The organism is Corynebacterium sp. HMSC22B11 (genome assembly GCF_001815965.1).
Classification (GTDB): domain Bacteria; phylum Actinomycetota; class Actinomycetes; order Mycobacteriales; family Mycobacteriaceae; genus Corynebacterium.
Window position 1 is genome coordinate 141,593 of sequence record NZ_KV823504.1, and the last position, 21,849, is coordinate 163,441.

Here is a 21,849-nt window from a genome sequence, read left to right on the forward strand (position 1 = left end):
CCACTCCCCAAGACCGGGGATGTATGGTTGAGGCATTGATTTTTTCGAGGCTTCCATCAGCTCGAAAGGTGAGAAAGGGCGAGTAGGGTGCGAGACCTAGTAGACACCACGGAGATGTACCTCCGGACGATTTACGAGCTCGAGGAAGAGGGCATCCCGCCGCTGCGCGCCCGGATCGCTGAGCGGCTTGAGCAGTCCGGCCCCACGGTGAGGCAGACGGTGGCCCGCATGGAGCGCGATGGTCTGCTCTCCGTTGAGAAGGACCGTTCCCTGAAGCTCTCCGACGAGGGTCGAGCACTCGCGACCGCCGTGATGCGCAAGCACCGCCTTGCCGAACGCCTGCTGACCGACGTGATCGGCCTGCCGTGGGACAAGGTTCACGACGAGGCCTGCCGCTGGGAGCACGTCATGAGTGACGAGGTCGAGCAGCGCCTCGTTGAGGTTCTCGACGAGCACGACACCTCCCCCTTCGGCAACCCCATCCCGGGGCTGAATTTCCTGACCGAACAGGCGGCGGACGGCACGGATATCTCCCAGACGGCCGTGGCGGAAGACCCGAATTCGGTCCGCGCCGCCGACCTGGCCACCGGCGAGGAACACGAGGCCGTGGTCACCAGCTTTAACGAGATCGTGCAGGTCGAGGGCTCGTTGATGAAGCGGCTGCGCGAGGCGGGCATTCTCCCAGGTGTCGCCGTCTCCGTCATCCCGACTGAGGATCACCTCATTCTGCGTGGCGAATCCGCTGAGGTCGTCATCCCCAGCGAGCTGGCGCACGCGGTCCGCGTACGCAACGTGTCGAACGCTTAACCGCCTCGACGCCTCCTGACCCCGCCAGACCTCGCATTCCTCGATTGAAGAAAGCCCCCACAGTGACTGAATACAACGCAATTGAACCTGGCAGCAACGTCCTCGTCACCGGTGGTGCGGGCTACGTGGGTAGCGTATGCACCGCCGTCCTCGTTGAAAACGGGTTCCACGTCACCGTCGTGGATAACTTGAGCACCGGCAATCGCTCCGCGATCCACCCCAAAGCCAACTTCGTGGAAGGCGACATTGCGGATGTGGCCAGCGAAGTTTTGGCGGATGGCGATTTCGCTGCCGTCTTCCACTTCGCCGCGCGCTCGCTCGTGGGCGAATCCGTGGAGCAGCCGGATGCCTACTGGCACCACAATGTTCTCACAACCCTCACGCTGCTGGACGCGATGCGCGAAGCAGGAGTGAAGAACATCGTCTTCTCCTCCACCGCTGCCTGCTACGGCGAACCGGAGCAGGTGCCTATCACGGAGGATATGCCCACGACCCCGACGAACCCCTACGGTGCCTCGAAGCTGACGATCGACTACATGCTCTCCTCCTACGCCAAGGCTTACGGACTGGCAGCGACGAGCCTGCGCTACTTCAACGTCGCGGGCGCCTATCAGCAGTTCGGTGAGAACCGTGAGGTGGAGACCCACCTGATCCCGATCGTCCTGCAGGTCGCTCTGGGCCACCGCGAGTCGATCAGCATCTTCGGCTCCGATTGGCCCACCAAGGACGGCACAGCAGTGCGCGACTACATCCACATCAAGGACCTCGCGGATGCCCACGTGCTCGCTGCGACGTCCAACGTGGCCGGCGAGCACCGGATCTTCAACCTTGGTAGCGGTGACGGGTTCAGCGTCCGGGAGGTCATCGACACCTGCCGGGAGGTCACCGGGGCCGACATTCCGGCGATCGAGGCCCCACGACGCGCCGGAGACCCAGCAGTGCTCATCGCCTCGAGTGCGAAGGCTATCGCTGAGCTGGGCTGGGAGCCGCAACTCTCGGACCTGAAGACGGTGGTGTCGGACGCGTGGCGGTTTACCTCCGCCCTGGGAGATGCGGCCCACTCCGCTCCCCGTCCCTAAGGTTTCGCGAGCTCACCTCCCTCGGTGTCCAGGTGACGTAGGTGTTCAAGGGCATCCCAGTCCAGCACCCGCATGAAGGCCTCGCGCGTGTCGGCCGGGACGTGTTCGCGCGGGTTCTTCCCGTTCAGGACCCCTGTGGCGATTGCGACCTTATCCTTGACGATCTGGAGCGCGAGGCCGGTTTTCAGGGCTATGACGAGCACCTGGTTATCCTTCCATCCCATGGCGCTGGTCGCCTCGGAGACTGCCCGGCGCGCGGTGTGAAATGCGACCACTCCTTCCCCATTCCCGACGAGTACCTGGGTGAGCACGTAAAGCACATTGCTTCTCACGTCGCCGGCTGTGTGGCGCGCAGTTGCCGCGAGCAGTGAGCGGATGACGGGCGAGGGCATGCCGATTGATGTGGTGATGAGAAAGGCCTGGCTGCGGGGCTCGCCGCAGAGCCGGGCGATCGCGGTCAGCAGCGCCAGGTCTGCCATTGCATCCTCCACCGTGGTGAACCCGTCGAGTATCTCTTCTGTTTTTGCCAATAGTTGGTGGAGGGCGGTGTCCAGACACTGCGGTTCCGCCTGCCCTGCCAGGGGTGGGTCCTGCTGGTCCAGCCAGCATTCCATGTCCTCGCGAGCTGCGAAGTTCAAGGCATTGGTCACCCCCGCGTGGAGAGCTACTGGGTTGGCGCTTTGTACCGGGATGGTCCCCTCGTCCACCCATAGTTGTGTGTGGAGGTCGTATGTCGCCCACTCTTGGTGGTCTGCAATCTCCTGAGCCCAGTGGCTGGTGTGCACGGGGATTCCGGCCAGGGCGAGTTGGGTGCGTGTGTCAGTGAATACGTCGACGGCGCGGGCCGGGGTGCCACCGATAACGAGGATGATCGCCTGCGGGCATTGATCCGTCGGCACGGTGTCCGAGATGGGAGCCCCCAGTGCGGCACAGAAGGTGTCGAGGGCCTCCTCGGTGCTATCGCCGTCCAGGTCGGCTCTCACGACGGGGCCTACCTGAAAGGTGACGGTGGCGTGTGTGGTGGCGCGGTCACCCGGGTTGCTGCCTCGAGGTGGCCCGTCCTTGCTGACCGGTTGGAGTCCGATGAGCACCAAGGAGTCCTGCGGTGTGAAACCGAGCATGGCTGGTAGGCCTGCGAGCAGAGCCCCGGGGTCGGCTCCCAGGGAGATGCTGCGATGCCCAGCTGGTGCTGTGCTGTGCCCTTGGCGGCCCCGTAGCCTGTTGTCGGATGGTGGGGCCTGCGCGGCGGTTGTCTCGTGGGGAATATTGCGATGGTCGTTGTGGTTGGAATGACGTGAATCGTGTGATCTCATGAGCAAAGTGTGCTCGATCACCCGGTCAGCCCCAGCGCAGCAGCGTTGGTCTGCGGAGGAGAACCGCCAGGGCCCTGTGGACACGCAGTGGACTGTGGATAACTTCCCCACGCCGGAGCCCGCCACGTGTTTTGGCTGGCCTGAACTCGGTTAATGCCGAGATCTCCGGCCCGCTGCCCCGCAGTCGTTGTAAAGAAAGGGAGCGCAAAGACGATGCCTCAGGACAATTCTTTTAGCCGCCGTCCCCGGAACACCATGTATGAGATGGAATATCCCGTTCCGCTGGAGGCGGATTCGCCGGACGAAGGTATTCCGATGCTGATCGCGCTCCAGGGCTATGCCGATGCGGGCCAGGCCATCGCAGTCAGTGGAAATCACCTCCTGGAGGCTCTGGATAGCTCGGTTGTCGCCAGCTTCAACCTCGATGATCTACTGGATTACCGCGCACGGCGCCCCAGCATCACGATCGACCAGAATCGTATCACCAAGTCCGACAAGCTCAGCCTGGACGTGCGCATCGTCAAGGACGTCAACGACCGGCCGTTCCTGCTGGTCGCCGGCCCAGAGCCGGACCTGAAGTGGGAGGCATTCGGGCACGCGATCATGGAGTTGGCGCAGCGAGCGAATGTCTCCCGTGCGATTTCCTTCTATGCTGCCCCGATGACGGTGCCGCACACCCGCCCGCTGGTGATTTCCGCGCACGCTTCGGACCCGTCCCTGGTGCGGGATTACCACACGTGGGACGCACGGCTGGTGATCCCGGGGGCTGCTGCGCTCGAGACCGAGATGCAGCTGTCTGCCGCGGGATTCGACGCCATTGGGCTCACGGCCCATGTGCCGCACTACATCGCGGGTTCAGAGTACCCGGAGGCAAGCTACGCGCTGCTGAAGGCCTTCGGCGACCTTGCCGACCGCGAGCTGCCGTTGAAGGCGCTGGAGAAGGATATGTCGCGCGTACAGCAGCAGCTCGCACAGCAGACGGAGGATTCCCACGAGATCGCTACCGTCGTTGGGGCCCTCGAGCAGCAGTACGACAAGGAAGTCCGTAGGCTTCGAAAGAAGAAAAGTTCGTTGCTCGAGCCAGGACAGGACATCCCTACTGGCGAGGAGCTGGGCGCCGAGTTCGAGGCATTCCTGGCCCGCATGAATGACGCGGCGGATACCGATTCCGCGGCCGGCGGGGAGGATCCGGCGGATCCCACCCATAGCAACGACCCACACGACGACGATGAAGGAGACTCACAGTAGTGGGAATCGCTGCCCAGCTGGCCGACCTACTCCCCGACCTCGACGAGGTCCCTGAAGGGCTCGTTGACGACGCCGTGTTGGCGTCCTTCCTGCGGTGGACGGAAGACCGCGGGATCAGCCTCTACGAGGCGCAGAAGGAGGCAGCCACGGCGTTGGTCGCCCAGGACCACGTCATCCTGGCGACCCCCACGGGGTCCGGGAAGTCGATGGTGGCCCTGGCGGCCCACTTCGTGGCGCTGGCGCGCGGGCAGCGCAGTTTCTACACCGCCCCAATCAAAGCCCTGGTCAGCGAGAAGTTCTTCGACCTCTGCGCAACCTTTGGCCCTGAGAATGTGGGCATGATGACCGGTGATGCGACCGTCAATGGTGGTGCCCCCATCATCTGCGCCACCGCCGAGATCCTCGCCAATATCGCGTTGCGCGACGGGAAGGACGCGCAGGTCGACCAGGTGGTCATGGATGAGTTCCACTACTACTCCGAGCCCGACCGTGGCTGGGCCTGGCAGGTGCCCCTCCTGGAACTCCCCCACGCCCAGTTCCTGCTGATGAGCGCCACGCTGGGAGACACTGCGTGGCTGGAGAAGGATCTGACCGACCGCACCGGCAGGCCCTGCACCCACGTTTCTGGCTCCGTCCGCCCGGTTCCGCTGAGCTTCGACTACGTCTATACCCCGGTGCACGAGACGATCGAGGAGCTAGTCAAGGATGGCAAGGCCCCGGTCTACGTCGTACACTTCACCCAGCGCGAGGCCATCGAGCGCGCTCAGGCGCTGACGAGCCTGAGCTTGGTCAGCGAAGAGAAGAAGAAGGCGATCGCCGAGGCGATCGGGAACTTCAAGTTCACCACCAGCTTCGGCAAGACCCTATCCAAACTGCTGCGCCGCGGGATTGGTGTCCACCACGCCGGCCTGCTGCCAAAATACCGGCGCCTGGTGGAACAGCTCGCCCAGCAGGGTCTGCTGACCGTCATCTGCGGCACCGACACCCTGGGCGTGGGAATCAACGTCCCGATCCGCTCGGTGCTCATGACGGAGCTAGCGAAGTTCGACGGCGAACGCCACCGCATCCTGAAGTCCCGGGAGTTCCACCAGATCGCCGGACGAGCAGGACGCGCAGGCTACGACACGGAAGGCACCGTCGTCGTCCAGGCGCCGGAACACGAGATCGAGAACTTCCGGCTTCGCCAGCGCGCTGGGACGGACCCGAAGAAGCTCAAGCGGCTGCGCAAGAAGTCCGCACCACAGGGCCGAACCACCTGGTCCGAGTCCACGTACGAACGCCTGCTCACCGCGGAGCCAGAGGAGCTGGTCAGCCAGTTCACGATGAGCAACTCGATGCTGCTGAACATCGTCGCTCGCAAGGAATGGACCTTTGCTGCCCTCAAGCGTCTGCTCCGCAGCAGCCACGAGACCCGCGCGAAGCAGAACGCTCACATCCGCACCACGATCGAGCTCTACCGTGGCCTGCTTCGGTCCGAGGTGGTCGAGGAGTTCGCGGCGGACACGCCGTCCGGGAAGGACGCCCGGCTAACCCAGGAACTGCAGCGAGACTTCGCGCTCAACCAACCGCTGGCCCCGTTCGCGCTGGCTGCTCTAGACCTGCTCGACCCGGAGTCCCCGGAGTTCACCCTGGACGTGATCTCCACCTTCGAGGCGGTTCTCGACGATCCCCGCCAGGTACTCAGCGGCCAGCAACGCGCAGCCCGCGATGAGGAGCTCGCCGCGCTCAAGGCGGAGGGCGTCGACTACACCGAGCGGATGAACATCCTCGAGGACGTCACCTACCCGCAGCCGCTGGCCGAATCCCTCGACAATGCCTTCGACATCTTCTGCGAATCCAACCCCTGGGCGAAGGACTTCGACATCTCCCCGAAGTCCGTTCTGCGCGACATGATCGAAAAGGGCATGACCTTCTCGGACATCATCGCCACCTACCGTTTGGGACGTTCCGAGGGCGTGGTGCTGCGCTACCTCACCGACGCGTGGCGCACCCTGGACCATTCGGTGCCACAGAGCTACCGCACGGAGGAGCTCGAGGACATCATCGAGTGGCTGGGCGAGCTCATCCGCCAGGTGGACTCCTCCCTGCTGGATGAGTGGGCCACCCTCTCCGACCCGGATGCTCCGCTGACCGAGGAGCAGGTCACGGAGCATGCCTTCGGGGTCACCGATAGTTCCGCGCTCTCGGCCAACAAGCGAGCACTGCGGCGGATGGTACGCAACCACATGTTCCGCCACGTGGAGCTCTTCGCCTTCGAGAAGGAGGAGCAGCTGGCGGAGCTGGATTCCTACCTGGAGGACGCCCCCGATTGGCCCGCCGCCATGGACGATTACTTCGAGGAGTATGCGGACCTGGGGGTTGACGCCGACGCGCGTTCCAACTCAATGGTGCTCATCGACGAGAACCCAGAGGCCGCGCCCGGCCAATGGCGGGTGCGCCAGATTCTGGATGACCCGGAGAAGGACCACGGCTGGGCCTTCGAGGGCATGGTGGACCTGGCCGCTACCGACGAAGCCGGAGAGGTGCGCCTAGCCAGCCTGGTTATTCACCAAGGCTAGCGGCCAGCTCCGCCCGGGCGGTTTCCTGCACCGCTGCAAAGGACTCAGAGAGGATGCGGCCGAGCTCCTCATAATCCTCGGTACGCACGCTGCTGGAGCGGTGGGCAATCCCCACCGTGCGGCCAGCCGCCTTCTCCTCGGGGTGGAATGTCGCCAAGCCGATGCCCGGGCGCTGGCACTCACTGGGCACCGCACTCAGCGGAACAAGGGTCGCGCCCTGCCCGGCGGCGACGAGGTGAACCACGGTGGACAGACTCGTTGCCCGGGTCACCGCCAGCCGGGGGTCATGGCTCATATTTACCCTGCGGCACAGGTCCATCACCTGGTCCCGCAAACAGTGCCCCTCGTCGAGAAGCAGGAGGTCGAGTTTTTCGAGGTCGGCGACGCGCAGGTCGCGGCGACCGGCCATCGGGTGGCCTTCTGGGACGACCACCACGAACTCCTCCTCGTAGAGGGGAATCGTGGTCAGCCCGGCGTCCTCAACCGGAAGCCCCAACACCGCGACGTCGATGCGCCCCTGCCGAAGGGCATCCACCAGGTGGTGGGTCTTCTCCTCCACGATGCGGGGGGCATCCCTAGCCTGCGGTTCGTCGAGGGCGCGCAAGAAATCCGGGAGCAGGAATGGGGCGATCGTCGGGATCATGCCCACGACCAGGGCACTGCCCAACCCGCCTTTCACAGAATTGGCGTGATCAACGAGGGCGTCCACGCTCTCCAGCGTGGCGTGGGCGAAAGGCAGCAGCGAGCGCCCCATCGGCGTCACGATGACTTTTCGGGTGGAGCGCTCGATCAGCTGCACTCCGAGCCCCTGCTCGAGGGTCGCGAGAGCCTGCGAGAGCGATGGCTGGGAAATGCCCAGGTGCGCCGCGGCGGTGCCGAAGTGGCCGTGTTCCGCGATCGTCGCGAAGGTCCGGACCTGCGCAATGGTCGGCCGATACTCTTTGTGGGTCACAGCTACCTATCAATGTTTCAACAATGCTGAAGCCTTATCCTACGCGAGCTGGCCGGGTGGTTTTAGCCAAAAGCTATGAATGGCTCCCGGCTACAGGTGCCAGCCACAGAGTTGTTAAGCTGGAGCCCTAATGAGCAGGGAAAATAGCGATAAGAGCACGCAAAAATCAGCGCAACAGCCGTCGCGGCACGCCAGAAACGGGCGTCACCGCAACCGCGGGGGCAAGTCGCGCCGCCGGGGACGCAGCGGCCGACAGCGCCGGGAGCGCACGGCCGGCGTCAATCTGCCCCAGCAGGACCGGGTCTTCCCTCAGATCCACTTCCCTAGCGAGCTGCCCGTCTCGGAGCGCCAGGCGGATATCGAAAAGGCTATCGCTGAAAATCAGGTTGTCATCATCGCCGGTGAGACTGGCTCCGGTAAGACCACGCAGATCCCGAAGATGTGCCTGAACCTGGGTCGCGGCAAGCGGCAGCGCATCGGGCACACCCAGCCGCGGCGCATCGCCGCCCGCAGCGTGGCGGACCGCATCGCCGAGGAGCTCGGATCGAGCACGGATAAGCCGGATTCCCTGGTCGGTTACAAGATCCGCTTCGACGATAAGACCAGCGAGAACACCGCGGTCAAACTCATGACCGACGGTGTGCTTCTCAACGAGATCCAGCGCGACCGGCTACTCCGCGAATACGACACGATCATCATCGATGAGGCGCACGAGCGCAGCCTGAACATCGACTTCCTGCTGGGCTACCTGAAGAATCTGCTGCCGAAGCGCCCGGATCTGAAGCTGATCATCACCTCCGCGACGATCGACCCCGAAAGCTTCGCGGAGCACTTCGCCAGCGCCGATGGCACACCCGCGCCGATCGTCGAGGTCTCGGGGCGAACCTACCCGGTCGAGATTCTTTACCGCCCGCTGGAGCGAAGCTATACCGACCCGGACAGTGGGGAGATCACCACCCACGTGACGGACCCGTTGGACGGGCTGATCGAGGCCGTCGACGAGCTGTGGAGCTTCGGCAGCGGCGACATCCTGTGCTTCTTCTCCGGGGAACGCGAGATCCGCGACGCCGCCGAGGCGCTGGATAAGCATCTGAACCGCGACCGGCGCGGGGCACGCGTCGACATCCTCCCCCTGTTTGGGCGACTGTCGAATGCGGAACAGCACCGCGTGTTCAACCCTGGCCAACGCCGCCGGATCGTGTTGGCCACGAATATCGCCGAGACGTCCCTGACCGTGCCGGGCATCCGCTTCGTCGTGGATACCGGCTATGCGCGCATCTCCCGCTACTCCAATCGCACGAAGGTACAGCGACTGCCGGTCGAGGAGATCAGCCAGGCCTCCGCGAAGCAGCGTTCGGGCCGTTGTGGCCGTGTCGCCGACGGTATTGCGATCCGGCTGTATTCGGAAGAAAACTTCGAAGCCCGACCGGAGTTCACCGACCCCGAAATTCTGCGCACCCACCTGGCCAGCGTCATCCTGGCGATGCTTGCTCTTGGCCTCGGTGATATCCAGAAGTTCCCCTTCCTGCAGGCCCCTGACTCTCGCGCGGTGCGCGACGGCGTGGCCCTGCTCAGCGAGCTGGGCGCGATCTCCGGAGGCGACCGGCACGCGTTGACGGACGTGGGACGGGACATGTCTCGCATCCCGACCGACCCCCGCTTGGCGCGCATGATGGTCGCCGCCCACCGGCTGAACATCCTGGATCAGGTCACCGTCATCGTCGCTGCGCTATCCATCCAGGACGTCCGGGAACGGCCGCTGGAGAAGCAGCAGCAGGCCGATGAGCTCCACGCGCGTTTCAAGGCGAACTCGGACTTCATCTCCACCCTGAAGCTGTGGAGCTACCTGCAACAGCAGCGCGCCGAGCTCAGCGGTAACCAGTTCCGCAAGCTCTGCCAGCGGGAGTTCATCCACTACTTGCGTGTCCTGGAGTGGGCGGATCTGGTTCGTCAGCTGCTCAATATCGCCAAGGAGCTGCGCTGGTCCGTGCCGAATATTCGGCATGTCCGGCAGCTGACCTTCGACGGCGAGCCCATCGCCGAAGATGATGTCCACCGAGCCCTGCTGGCCGGGCTGATCAGCCACATCGGCATGCGGGAGGGCGAGAGCCGCCAGTTCACCGGCCCCCGCAATTCGCACTTTGTGGTGCACCCGAGCTCCCATGTGGCGAAGAAACCACCGCAGTGGATCATGGCCGCGGAGCTGGTCGAGACATCCCGGATTTTCGCCCGAACGGCGGGGCCGATCCGCCCGGAGTGGGTGGAATCAATCGCGCCCCACATGGTGAAGTACACCCACTCGGAGCCGCACTGGTCCTCGAAGCGCGGTGCGGCGATGGTCTACGAAAAGGCCCTCCTGCTTGGACTCCCCATCGTCACGGAGCGACGCGTCAACCTGGGTCGTATCGACCCGGAGCTGGCACGGGACATGTTCATCCGCAAGGCGCTGGTCGAGGGCGACTGGGAGACGCGACACAAGTTCTACCGCCACAATCAGGAGCTTCTTGAGCAAGCCGAGAAGCTGGAGGATAAGGCCCGTCGCCGGGACATCGTGATCGACGATGATGCCCTGTTTTCTTTTTACGACGCCCGCCTGCCCGCAGACATCATCTCCAGCCGACATTTTGATTCCTGGTGGAAGAAGGCACGCCACAAGAAGCCGGACCTGCTGGACTTTTCCCTTGACGCGCTCATCGATTCGCACGAAGGGGCCGCGGAGGCCAACGAGTTCCCGGACACCTGGCGGCAGGGCAGCCTGGAGTTCGACCTGGAGTATGTCTTCGACCCCACCGATCCGCGCGACGGCATCACCATGCAGGTTCCACTCCCCCTGCTGGCGAACATCGACCCCGAAATCACGCAGTGGTTGGTTCCAGGCATGCGCCACGAGCTAGCGGTAGCGCTCATCCGTTCCCTGCCAAAGGCGATCCGCAAGTCGGTGGTCCCGGCAACCGATTTCGCAACACGGGCGCTGGAGGCCATGACGCCCTATGACGGGGCGATCGACGAGTCGCTGGCCGACGCGCTGCGCTCGCTGGGCGGTCGGGGCATCAACGCCACCGACTTCGACTGGGCCAAGGTGCCTGACCACCTGCGCATGAATTTTGCGGTGATTGATCGCCGCGGCAATGTGGTGCGCACCGGCCGGGACATCGTCGCACTCCAGCGGGAGCTGGCCGGTGATGTCCGCCAGGCAATTGCGGCGGCGAGTGCTCGGTCCCTGCGTGGTGGCCAGGGTTCTACGGCTGCCAGCCCGCTGGATGCCAAGGTGCACCAGAAGGGTGCGGGCGCAGCTGGCAAGAAGGGCCGTGGCGCTGGCGGGAAGCAGAAGTCGGCTCAGGGCGGGGCCGGTGTGGGTGGCGTGCTTCAGCACGCTGACGAGTGGTCGGCCGAGAGTATCGGCGATATCCCTGAGTCCATCGAGACTGTCGTCGACGGCCAAGCTGTCAACGCGTTCCCCGCACTGGTTGCCAGCTTCTCCGCTGGCAAGACGGGTCACCGCAGCACGCGTTTCGAGCTCAAGGCCTTCCCCACCGAGCAGGCGGCGAAGGCGCAGCAGTTCTCGACGGTGCTGGGTCTGATGGCCGAGGCCACCCCGATTTCCGCCGGCCAGATGCTCAAGGGGCTGCCGTTGCGCCAGCGTGTGGCGCTGGAGAACTATCCGAACGGTGGTATTGAGGCGTTGGTGGACGATGCGCGCACGGCGGCGTGCCGCCAGCTTCTGGAGAAGATTGGCCCGGTGATCAGAACCCCTGACGAGTGCGAACGGGCCTGCCAGACGGCACGCCAGCAGGCTCCTGGTCTGGTGCGCCAGATCCTGGTTGCATTCGCCCCTGCCGCATTAGCGATCCAGGACATCTCCGCGGAGCTGGAGCAGTGGGATGGTCCCGCGATTGCGGAGATGAAGAAGCAGGTGCAGTTGTACGCCGCGGACCACAGTCTGGTGACGTGGGGTATTCAGCGCCTCCGGCACGTCCCCCGGTACGTCGAGGCTATGAAGGAGAGGCTGGCACTGCTGGAGCGGGATCCTGATCGCGAGGCGGAGCTGGCGGAGGAGCTGGCGGAAGCGATGAAGATTTATCAGCAGACGGTGGATCGCCTGCCCAGCGCCCGGCAGGCTTCGCCCCAGGTCAAGGACCTGCGTTGGCTGATCGAGGAGCTCATGGTGGCTCTATTTGCCCAGCATTTGGGCACTGCACGCAGCGCATCACTGCAGCGGGTTCGCAAGGCTGCCGGTCAGATCCGCTAGTCCGTGGTGCGCCGGGAGAGTGAGCGCCGGGGACGGCGCTATGGTCTCGGTTTTAGTTGCCCGGGTGCGGAGGGTTGCACTGGTGCTGGCTGCGCAGCAATGCGATCTCTGCCTCGAAGTCCTCGGAGGAGCTGAAGGACTTATACACGGAGGCGAAGCGGAGGTAGGCGACTTCGTCGAGTCGGCGCAGCGGAGGCAGGATCGCCAGGCCAATGTCGTGGGCGTTGACCTGGGATCCGTAGTCCGCACGAACGCTCTGCTCAACCTCGTGGGCGAGCAGCTTGAGGTCGTCATCTGACACATCGCGTCCCTGGCAGGCTTGCCTTACACCCTTGATGACCTTCTCGCGGCTGAATTCCTCCGTCACCCCGTTGCGCTTCGTTACAAGAAGGACCGAGCGCTCCATGGTGGTGAACCGAGTGAGGCATTGCAGGCACTCCCGGCGGCGGCGGATGGCAATTCCGCCTTCGACAACTCGGGAGTCCACAACACGGGAATCTTCACAGCGACAACTTGGGCACAGCACGCCACTAGTTTATGCCCAGCACGCAGAAAAAGCGCCCCGGCGGATTCCACAGTTCCCCCCCAATTCGATCGCCACGGCACTACTCCGCCAAGCCGAGCGGAAGATGGCTAGTCCGCCGCCTCGGCTGACGCGATCTCAGACACGGCCGCGGTGGCGGCAGGATCCTGCTCGTCACCACCCTGGCCCATCGCCAGCGGAGACAGTCCAAGGCTGAGTACCAATGCAATTCCACTCAGCAGCACCCCACCCCGGGAAGTGGCCACCCGGTTGGCAATATCCATTCCACGGCGAAGTGCAGAGGCCTGCGAAGCCATGACCCGCTGGGAACGAGCATTCGCTAGCGGGTGAGCGAAGCGACGCTGCTGCACGAAGTTCGGAGTGAAGGCCCGCCCCTCACCATGGGTATTCGAACGTACATTCTTGCCGACGCCAGGTGAAACGACCCCGGAAAGCGACTCGGAACCTTCGAACAGGACCCGCTCAGTTGGAATAGCGACGCGTCGACCGGCGCGAGACGCAGCCGCAGGGGCGTGGGAAACGTTCTTAACGAGAGTCATAGTAGATTCCTTCCTCGTTCGAATTCCGATCATCAGCGCTGATCTTTCCGATGAATCACCGGTAACCAGCCGTTGGATAGGAGTGAATCATCCGCTAGGGACAGCGCCCCAACACCGCCTCACATGTATCGAACGGGTGTTCTAGGCGGCTACATCGAAAATATAGCACGCACGTTCGAAGAAAGTCGAGCGTTTTACCCCAAATATCGAACATGCAGGTGATACAGTGGGTGCCAGCGCGGTCGAGGCCTCCCTCGAACGCGGGAGCATAAGTTTTCAATCACAAGCCAGGTGGCACACGCAGCTGACTGCCGCCCGGGCCGCAAGGAGAGTTCACCGTGACGACGTCCCCCGAGTCCCCCCGTCGGCGCCCAGGCCGCCCCAAGAAGAGCGCTGCAGATGCGAAGATCAAGGGCAACCTGAGCTCCCGCCAACGCCGCATCCTGGAGGTCATCAAGGACTCCACGGTTCTCCGGGGCTATCCCCCAAGCATCCGCGAAATCGCAGATGCTGTCGGTCTCCAATCCACATCCTCGGTGTCCTACCAACTCAAGCAACTTGAGGAGAAGGGCTACCTGCGCCGGGAGGACAACAAGCCTCGCGCATTCGATGTTCGAGGCTACGAGGACCACACCAACCCCGGCCTCGTGAAGCCCGTGCCGCGGAAGCAGCCCAAGACCACCCCCGCTCCCGTCTCCGACGACCGCCCCGCAGCGACGTACGTGCCCGTCGTCGGCCAAATCGCCGCCGGCAATCCGATCCTGGCGGAGCAGAATGTGGAAGCGCAGTTCCCACTCCCCGCCGAGCTGGTCGGTACTTCCGACGAGCTTTTCCTCTTGCAGGTGGTCGGCGAGTCCATGCGCGATGCGGGCATCTACGACTCCGACTGGGTTGTGGTCCGCTCGCAGCCGACCGCAGATCAGGGTGACTTTGTCGCCGCCATGATCGACGGGGAGGCCACGGTCAAGGAACTGCACCACGATGAGGACGGTGTGTGGCTGCTCCCCCACAACGATCTGTTCGAACCAATCGCAGGCAATGAAGCGCAGATCCTCGGTAAAGTCTCCGCGGTCCTGCGCAAGATCTAACCCAAGTTTTTGGATTAAGTGGGTATCTAAGCGTGCTTTCAGCTCAGCGTCGTCGACAAATCACCTCGCTTGCCGCCGTGCAGGGCAAGGTCACCGTCACCGAACTCGCGGCCCAGTTTGGGGTCACGGCCGAAACCATCCGTCGGGACTTAGCCCAGCTTACGGCCGAGGGCAAGCTCTACCGGGTCCACGGCGGGGCCGTCCCGGCACGGCAGTTCCAGACCGACTACGTCCCCCTGGAGACGCGGAAACACTCCGCCGCGCTCGCCAAGCAGGTGATCGGCAGGGCCGCAGTGCAGTTCGTTCCCCTCGACGGCGGAACCATCTTCCTGGACTCCGGAACCACGACGGCGATGATCGCCGAGGCCATCGTCGAGCATGCCGAGAGCATCGACAAGAACTACTCCCTGTCCGTCGTGACGAACTCGCCGCACAACGCACTGCTACTTTCTACCGACCCCCGCATCAAGGTCCAGCTGCTGGGTGGCAAGATTCGCGCCCAATCGCAGGCGGTAGTGGGAGACGTTGCCCTCCAGACATTGGCGCTGCTGCACGCTGATGTGGCCTTCATCGGCACCGACGCCTTCACCCTCACCCACGGGCTGTCCACCCACGACGCGGCCGAAGCCGCTATTAAGCGCGCGATGATCGCCTACTCGGACAAAGTGGTCACCCTGTGTGACTCAACGAAGTTCGGCCTGGACTACATCGTGAGCTTCGCCGAACCGGAGAAGATCGATGTGGTCATCACCGATAACTCCGCCCCCGAAGGATTCATCGCCCAGCTCAACGACACTGGCATTCAAACGGTGGTCGTCGACCAGCAGGGGTAGCTGCCGAGCTCCCGCCCCCCACGAACCGGGCTGGCAGCTCCCCCTGCTGCGCTCAATCCCGGCATCCCCCGCGGGCAGCCGCCCGTCCCCAACGCCAGGACTACCCCCAGCCCCCCTCACGGGACTTAGCGCCTCGAGATGTAACGCCCCTCGCCAAAGTTGTCGTAGAGGTAGCGCAGCACCGGGTAGCCCAGGATGATGCCCACCGAGCCCCAAGCAATGCCCTCCATCGGGATGGATCCCACGTTCAGAGTCAGGTTGCCGATGCCGACGATCATCGCCACCGCAGCAGCGGTGAGGTTCACCGGGTCCGTCAGCGAGACCTCGTTATCCATCCAAATGCGCACCCCGAGAAGGCCGATCATGCCGTAGAGCACGAGCGTTGCCCCGCCCAACACACCCACTGGGATGGTAAAAATCGCGGCGCCAAACTTCGGGATGAAGGCCAGCACGATCGCCGTTGCGGCGGCCACCCAGTACGCGGCCGAAGAGTACACCTTCGTCGCGGCCATCACGCCGATGTTCTCCGCATAGGTGGTGGTACCGGAGCCACCACCGGATCCAGCGAGCACCGTGGACATGCCGTCGGCCATCAACGCCTTGCCCGCAAGATCGTCGAGGTTACGGTTCGTCATCGTCGACACGGCCTTCACGTGGCCGACGTTCTCGGCGATGAGGACGACCACCACTGGCAGCGTGATCGTCACGGCGGTCACCGTGAATTCCGGGGTCTCGAAGTGAGGGAAGCCGATCCACGCGGCCTCACCCACGTGCTGCCGCGCCTCCTCCGAGACGCCACCCGAAAGGAAGGCGAAACCCCAACCGGTCAGCACGCCCAAAAGAATTCCGAGTCGAGCCACCATCCCGCGGCCCATCACCGTGAACAGGAGGATCCCCAGCAGTGTCACGCCGGCGATCAGTGGCTGCTCCTGGACGTTGCCCGTCGAGGTGGGAGCGAGGTTCAACCCAATCAGGGCCACGATCGCACCAGTCACGGCCGGTGGCATCACGGCATCCAGCACCTGCCGACCGGCGAGCTGAACCACGAGACCGACCACGAACAGCAGCGCACCAGTGGCCACGATTCCGCCGAGCTGTGCCGCGAAGCCCTCCGCCTGGGTTGCCGCCAGCGGGGCCAAGAAGGCGAAGGAGGAACCGAGGTAGGACGGCAGTCGGTTGCGGGTCACCAACAGGAAGAGAATCGTCCCGAGTCCGGAGAACAGCAGGGTGGTGTTCACCGGGAATCCCGTGATCGTCGGCACCAGGAGGGTCGCACCGAACATCGCGATGACGTGCTGCATACCCACGCCGATGGTGCGCGGCCACGAGAGGCGCTCCTCAGGCTTTACGACCCCGCCCGGTTCGATGTCGCGGCCGTTGCCGTGCAAATCCCAGCCGAAAAACGAGCCGCGGTGCTCCGTCTTCTCTCCTGGCCCTGGCGTGCCCGGCTCCGAACTACCTGCTTTGTTCTGCGCGCTTAGCGCCCCATTGTCCTTAGTCACGGCCATAACAATACTGCAGCTAAGGAGGGTTCAGTGCGTCAGCTCCGCGTCCCGCACGCAACGGGCGGATTAGCTGGTCGCGGCGCCGTCGACGTCCAGATCGTCATGCTCTCGGTCAGTCACGCGGAAGGCGTCCAGCTCCCGGGCGAGCTTCTTCGGGACGCGAGCGGTGAGGACGGTGCCGGTGGCGTCGTATTCCTCCTGTGTGACGGTACCCAGGTCGTGAATGCGGGAGACGACGTCGCCCCGGTCGAACGGGACCGCGAACACTCCCGTCTCGTCCAGTGAGTTTAGGAAGAGCTCGAGCCTGGTCTCCAGCTCGTCGATGCCCTCCCCGGTGTGTGCGGAGACGAACACCACGTCGTTGAGCTTGTGGCGCAGCTCGGCGAGGACCAGCGGATCCGCCTTGTCGATCTTGTTGACCACCATGATCTCTGGCGGGGCGTCCTGGCCACTCTCGGCGACGATCTCGCTGATCACCGTGTTCACCGAACGGATCTGTTCGAGTGGGAAGGGGTCGGAGCCGTCGACGACGTGCAGAACGACGTCCGCGGCCATGACCTCCTCCAGCGTGGAGCGGAAGGCTTCGACCAGCTGCGTCGGCAGGTGGCGGACGAAGCCCACGGTGTCGCTGAAAATCACGCTGCGCCCATCGGCGAGTTCCGCCTTGCGGGTCGTGGGGTCCAGGGTGGCAAACAGCGCGTCCTCGACGAGCACACCCGCGCCAGTCAGCGCATTAATCAGCGAGGACTTTCCTGCGTTGGTGTATCCGGCGATTGCGACCTGGGGAACCGCAGAGGCGTCGCGGCGCTGGCGCTTGGTATCGCGGGAGGTCTTCATCGCCGCGATTTCCTTGCGCAGGCGTGCCATCTCGGCGCGCAAGCGGCGACGGTCGGCCTCGATCTTCGTCTCACCCGGGCCACGCAGACCGACGCCGCCATTGGAGCCAGCCCGGCCACCCGTCTGTCGTGACAGCGAGGTACCCCAGCCGCGAACCCGGTTGATGAGGTACTCCATCTGAGCCAGGGAGACCTGGGCTTTGCCCTCGCGGGACTTCGCGTGCTGCGCGAAGATATCGAGAATCAGCATGGTGCGGTCGATGACCTTCGCGTTCAGCGCGTTCTCCAGGGCGATCATCTGTCCGGGGCTCAGCTCACCATCGCAGATCACGGTATCCGCGCCCGTGGATTGGATGATCTCCGCGAGCTCGCTGACTTTGCCGCGGCCGATATAGGTGCCCGGGTCCGGCTTATCGCGCTTCTGATAGACCGTCTCCAGGACCTCGGATCCAGCGGTCTCAGCAAGGGCGACCAGCTCCTCCAGGCTCGCTTCGATCTGAGCGATTGTTCCCTCGGTCCACACCCCCACGAGGATGACCTTCTCCAGGCGAAGCTGGCGGTACTCGACCTCAGTAATCTCGGACTGATCGTCCGTGTAGCTGCTGACCCCTCTGGTCAGCCGCCGGAGGCTGGAACGCGCCTCCAGATCGAGCTCACCGATGGTCGGACTCTGCTGAGATTCGAGGTCGAAATCCTCGCCCTCCGACGAGTCTGTAAAAAGATCGACAACATTATCTGAATTTGAAGCCATTGCCTTCCAGTTCTACACTGTCACCTGCATAAAAGAAAGTAAATAGCGGGCTTATCCGGGGCGTAAACCCCGGCGGTGTCCCCACTCGCTCATGCTCCTTTCACCGGCTGTGGGCCGGGACGCTGAGCACGTGTCAACCCCGCTATCCCGCTCCCCGATTTTTAAGGCGTTGGTTTCCCATGGCTACTGCATCCCAGAAGGCGATTCCCGAGCTCAGCAGCGTTGGATTGGTCTATCCCCAGTGGCAGGATGCCCTCGAGGCCGCTTATGCCTCCGGCCAGCTTTCCGTCATCGGGGAGGTATCAGGTGGCCAGGTGCTCCAGTACGCGGACGCTTCCGGCGCGACGCTGACGATCCTCGCTGCCCCGCCGTATGGCTCCTTCGTGGGCCTGCACCCGGCAGGCCAGCTGTCCACGACGGGGCACGTGACGATGGTCAACGACCTCATCGGGATCGTGGACATCGTCGCCGATAGCCCGATGCTGCAGGTCAGCGGGGCAAGCGCCCCAGTGATCACCTCCTTCACCGCGACGGTTGGTCAAGGCCCCATGATCGCTGAGCAGGAGCCGCTGGAGTACCAGCCACTCTCGATCTCCGCGTTGGCCACGGATGTCCGCATCTTCCCGGACGCTGTCGCCTTCGCAGAGTCCGGCGGCACCGAGGTCGGCTCCGTGACCTCCCGGGGACTATCCGATCTCAACAACGGCGCTACCTCCCCGCACGCCCAGGCCACGGTCGCGGTCGAGGTTTCCGAAGCGGAGTTGAAGACGAATGAGCTGAACGGCCAACAGTTCTGGGCGTTGACCTGCCGCCGCCCGTTCGAGTTCTGCCTCGCGGTCGCCGCGGATCACCCCGACCTTCCGACGGACGCCACCCGCCCACCGTTCGCCACCCCTGGCGCTGTCATCAGCGGGGACGTCCAGTTCGCCATCAGCATTAATGATCCTGGTGCCTGTAGCCCCGGCGGCTGCGGCAGCGGGGATTGTGGCTGCGGAGGCCACTAGCTCTAGGTGTTTCCCCGCAGCTCGTCGATGACCTGGTCGGCGAGCAGGCCAGGGTCGGCGAGAGTCGCATCCAACCAGTGGATCCGCGGGTCACGGCGGAACCAGCTGCGCTGGCGGCGGGCATAGCGACGGGTTCCCACGACCGTATCCTCCCGGGCCTGTTCCATGCTGCACTCCCCCGCCAGCGCGCTTAAGACCTGGGCGTAGCCAATCGCTTTGCCGGCCGTGGATTCCCGACTCAGCCCAGCTGCGGCCAGTCCCTCGACCTCCGCGACGAGACCAGCGGCAAACATACGATCGACGCGAGCCTCCAGCCGGGGGTTGAGCCAATTCCCCGGGGCGTTGAGCCCGAAGATCCTCGTCCCCCACCGGGTTGGGACGTTCTTCGGCGGTTGCGAGGCCGCGAAGGGTTTGCCCGTCAGCTCGATGACCTCCAAGGCGCGGACAATGCGGCGCGGGTCCTTTTGCTCAATGATGTCTGCCGCATCGGGATCCTTGGAACGCAACACCTCATGGAGCGCTTCCACTCCGATGCGATCCTGTTCGGCCATCCACTTCGCCCGCACCGCCGGGTCGGTCGGCGGGAACTGCCAGTCGTCGACCAGCGCCTGCAGGTACATCATCGAGCCGCCGACGATGATCGGACGGGCACCGCGGGCCTGGATCTGTTCCACCGTCTCCCCCGCCATCGCGCGGTACGCAGCCACGCTGGCCGTGTCATCGACGTCCAAACAGTCGAAGAGGTGGTGCGGGAATTCGGCGCGTTCAGCGCGGGATATCTTGGCGGTGCCGATATCCATGCCGCGGTACATCTGCATCGAATCGCCGTTGATAATCTCCACCGGCTGATCCAGTCTGCGCGCAAGTTCGAGGGAAAGCTCGGATTTACCGGAGCCCGTGGGCCCCACGATCAATAGTGGACGCAGGCTGTCCGCTGCGGTTACCCCGGCGGGTGCGGTGAGCGGCGAATCTGTTTGAGAGTTATCCATGGCTATCACCGCCAAATCTTAGTCTCCGGACGCCTTAAAGCCTCAGTTGGCCGCGGTCTTGGCCGGGGCATCTGCCATAATGAGTCCGCAACGAGTATTTCCCCTCGCGGAGCCGGTGACTGACGTGCAAAGGAAGAAAGCATGACCGACAAGCAGCAGAGTTCCCAGCCCCAGACCGGGGCTGCCCGCCCGAAGCCGGGCCCACGCCCAGGCCCGGGTGCCATGCCCAAAAAGGTGAAGCCCACCCCGGGGATGAAGGCGCAAGCTCCTGTGTCAGTACACCCGGTCAGGTCCAATCCAGCGGACTTCGGGCGAGTCGACGCCGACGGTGCGGTGTGGCTGCGCCGCGAAGGCCATGAGGACCGCGTTGTCGGGCAGTGGCAGGCTGGGGCTCCCGAGGAGGGGCTCAAGCACTTCGGTGCGAAATTCGATGACCTCGCCACGCAGGTCGCCACGCTCGAGACGCGGCTGAGCACCCAGCCGGAGCAAGCGGCAACGATCAAGGCCTCGGCCACCGAGCTCCTCGACGGACTGGATGATGCGGAGGTCGTGGGTGATCTCAATGCCCTGCAGACCAAGCTTGAGGCGTTGCTGCGGGACTGCGACAAGGCGCACCAGGACGTCGCGCAGGCCAAGGCGGAGCGCAAGGACCGGGCCCTCCGGGGTAAGAGGGCACTTGCCGAGGAGGCTGAGAAGCTGGGCGAAAGCTCGACCGAGTGGAAGGCAACGGGAGACCGTTTCCGCGCGATGGTCGACGAGTGGCGAGGATTCCGCGGCCTTGATAAGAAGACCGACGATGAGTTGTGGGAGCGTTTCTCCCGGGCTCGCGAGCAGTTCAATAAGCGCCGTGGGGCTCACTTCGCAGACCTCGATAAGCAGCGCGAGGTGGCACGCCGAAAGAAGGAAGAGCTCATCGTCGCCGCGGAGGAGCTCCAGCACTCCACCCGCTGGGCGGAGACGTCGGCAGCCTACCGCGATCTGATGGACCAGTGGAAGGCCGCCGGGCACGCCCCGCGCAACGTCGACGACGAGCTGTGGGAGCGCTTCCGCGCTGCGCGCGAGGTATTCTTCAACGCCCGCAAAGCGGATCAGGATGCCCGCGACGAAGAGTTCGAAGAGAATGCGACCAAGAAGCAGCAGCTGCTCGACGAATACTCCTCCCTGATCGACCCCAAGGCTCACCTCGAGAACGCCCAGCGCCTGCTGCGGGAGCTGCAGGAGAAGTGGGACGAGATCGGCTTCGTGCCGCGGGCTAAGATCCGCGAATTCGAGGACAAGATCGGGGCGATCGAAAAGCGCGTCACGGACGCGGTTGAGGAGAAGTGGCGCCAGACCGATCCGGAGCTGCAAGCTCGGGTCGACCAGTTCTTCGCCAAGGCGAAGGATCTGCAGCAGCAGGCCAATGAGGCCAAGGAGGCTGCGAAGGATAAGCTCGCCGCTACCCTGCAGGAACAGGCCGATCAGTGGCGGCAGTGGGCGGAGACCGCACAGGCCTCCACGAAGTCCGACTCCGAATCCGAGGAAAACTAAAAGAGGGGGCTCGAAGCCCCCCTA

At 64.2% G+C, this 21,849-nt stretch carries 16 protein-coding genes; 9 read left to right on the forward strand and 7 right to left on the reverse strand.

Annotation, left to right across the window (positions count from 1 at the left end; genetic code table 11):
* The first annotated feature begins 87 nt into the window (after window positions 1-87).
* Both HMPREF3088_RS06755 and galE read left to right on the forward strand, forming a co-directional pair.
* Window positions 88-807, forward strand: coding sequence for an iron-dependent transcriptional repressor DtxR (locus HMPREF3088_RS06755; RefSeq protein WP_070759004.1), 720 nt, complete (start codon window positions 88-90; stop codon window positions 805-807).
* 62 nt (window positions 808-869) lie between these two features.
* Window positions 870-1,886, forward strand: a complete 1,017-nt coding sequence (galE, locus tag HMPREF3088_RS06760) for a UDP-glucose 4-epimerase GalE (RefSeq protein ID WP_210401503.1) — start codon at window positions 870-872, stop codon at window positions 1,884-1,886.
* On the opposite strand, the gene HMPREF3088_RS06765 is transcribed toward galE, so the two are convergent.
* Window positions 1,883-3,199 carry a DUF4192 domain-containing protein gene (locus HMPREF3088_RS06765; RefSeq protein ID WP_256374474.1) on the reverse strand — a complete coding sequence of 439 codons (1,317 nt, stop codon included), beginning with the start codon at window positions 3,197-3,199 and terminating at the stop codon, window positions 1,883-1,885. The two genes, galE and HMPREF3088_RS06765, sit on opposite strands and share 4 nt — an antisense overlap.
* Before the next feature lie 213 nt (window positions 3,200-3,412).
* Here HMPREF3088_RS06765 and HMPREF3088_RS06770 point away from each other — a divergent pair, with 213 nt between their 5' ends.
* Together HMPREF3088_RS06770 and HMPREF3088_RS06775 are read left to right on the forward strand one after the other, a co-directional pair.
* Window positions 3,413-4,447, forward strand: coding sequence for a PAC2 family protein (locus HMPREF3088_RS06770; RefSeq protein ID WP_070759007.1), 1,035 nt, complete (start codon window positions 3,413-3,415; stop codon window positions 4,445-4,447).
* A complete protein-coding gene (locus tag HMPREF3088_RS06775; protein WP_070759008.1) occupies window positions 4,447-7,005 on the forward strand; it encodes a DEAD/DEAH box helicase in 2,559 nt (852 codons plus the stop codon). The genes HMPREF3088_RS06770 and HMPREF3088_RS06775 overlap by 1 nt, the downstream gene beginning before the upstream one ends.
* Here HMPREF3088_RS06775 and HMPREF3088_RS06780 read toward each other — a convergent pair.
* A complete protein-coding gene (locus HMPREF3088_RS06780; RefSeq protein ID WP_070759009.1) occupies window positions 6,989-7,957 on the reverse strand; it encodes a hydrogen peroxide-inducible genes activator in 969 nt (322 codons plus the stop codon). The genes HMPREF3088_RS06775 and HMPREF3088_RS06780 overlap by 17 nt on opposite strands.
* A 130-nt stretch (window positions 7,958-8,087) precedes the next feature.
* Between HMPREF3088_RS06780 and hrpA the strand changes: the two genes are divergently transcribed.
* The gene (gene hrpA, locus HMPREF3088_RS06785) at window positions 8,088-12,206 is read left to right on the forward strand and encodes an ATP-dependent RNA helicase HrpA (RefSeq protein WP_070759010.1); all 4,119 of its coding nucleotides are present in this window, start codon (window positions 8,088-8,090) and stop codon (window positions 12,204-12,206) included.
* A gap of 52 nt (window positions 12,207-12,258) precedes the next feature.
* Here hrpA and nrdR read toward each other — a convergent pair whose 3' ends face one another.
* Window positions 12,259-12,732 carry a transcriptional regulator NrdR gene (gene nrdR / locus HMPREF3088_RS06790; protein ID WP_070759011.1) on the reverse strand — a complete coding sequence of 158 codons (474 nt, stop codon included), beginning with the start codon at window positions 12,730-12,732 and terminating at the stop codon, window positions 12,259-12,261.
* A 107-nt stretch (window positions 12,733-12,839) separates the two neighbouring features.
* Window positions 12,840-13,289: a cell wall hydrolase gene (locus HMPREF3088_RS06795; protein ID WP_070759012.1), complete on the reverse strand. Its 450-nt coding sequence runs from the start codon at window positions 13,287-13,289 to the stop codon at window positions 12,840-12,842.
* A gap of 338 nt (window positions 13,290-13,627) precedes the next feature.
* Here HMPREF3088_RS06795 and lexA point away from each other — a divergent pair, with 338 nt between their 5' ends.
* The gene (gene lexA, locus HMPREF3088_RS06800) at window positions 13,628-14,377 is read left to right on the forward strand and encodes a transcriptional repressor LexA (protein WP_070759013.1); all 750 of its coding nucleotides are present in this window, start codon (window positions 13,628-13,630) and stop codon (window positions 14,375-14,377) included.
* A gap of 32 nt (window positions 14,378-14,409) precedes the next feature.
* Window positions 14,410-15,210: a DeoR/GlpR family DNA-binding transcription regulator gene (locus HMPREF3088_RS06805; protein ID WP_070759014.1), complete on the forward strand. Its 801-nt coding sequence runs from the start codon at window positions 14,410-14,412 to the stop codon at window positions 15,208-15,210.
* A gap of 125 nt (window positions 15,211-15,335) precedes the next feature.
* Here the strand turns inward: HMPREF3088_RS06805 and HMPREF3088_RS06810 are convergent, their stop codons facing one another.
* Window positions 15,336-16,718 carry a uracil-xanthine permease family protein gene (locus HMPREF3088_RS06810; RefSeq protein WP_070759015.1) on the reverse strand — a complete coding sequence of 461 codons (1,383 nt, stop codon included), beginning with the start codon at window positions 16,716-16,718 and terminating at the stop codon, window positions 15,336-15,338.
* A 63-nt stretch (window positions 16,719-16,781) separates the two neighbouring features.
* A complete protein-coding gene (gene hflX / locus HMPREF3088_RS06815) occupies window positions 16,782-18,302 on the reverse strand; it encodes a GTPase HflX (RefSeq protein ID WP_070759016.1) in 1,521 nt (506 codons plus the stop codon).
* Window positions 18,303-18,481: 179 nt separating this feature from the next.
* On the opposite strand from hflX, the gene HMPREF3088_RS06820 reads away from it, so the two are divergent.
* Window positions 18,482-19,306, forward strand: coding sequence for a hypothetical protein (locus HMPREF3088_RS06820; protein WP_246818091.1), 825 nt, complete (start codon window positions 18,482-18,484; stop codon window positions 19,304-19,306).
* Between the two features lie 2 nt (window positions 19,307-19,308).
* On the opposite strand, the gene miaA is transcribed toward HMPREF3088_RS06820, so the two are convergent.
* On the reverse strand, window positions 19,309-20,295 hold the full coding sequence (gene miaA, locus HMPREF3088_RS06825; RefSeq protein WP_070759018.1) for a tRNA (adenosine(37)-N6)-dimethylallyltransferase MiaA: 987 nt from the start codon (window positions 20,293-20,295) through the stop codon (window positions 19,309-19,311).
* Between the two features lie 141 nt (window positions 20,296-20,436).
* Here miaA and HMPREF3088_RS06830 point away from each other — a divergent pair, with 141 nt between their 5' ends.
* Window positions 20,437-21,825: a DUF349 domain-containing protein gene (locus HMPREF3088_RS06830; protein WP_070759019.1), complete on the forward strand. Its 1,389-nt coding sequence runs from the start codon at window positions 20,437-20,439 to the stop codon at window positions 21,823-21,825.
* Window positions 21,826-21,849 lie beyond the last annotated feature (24 nt).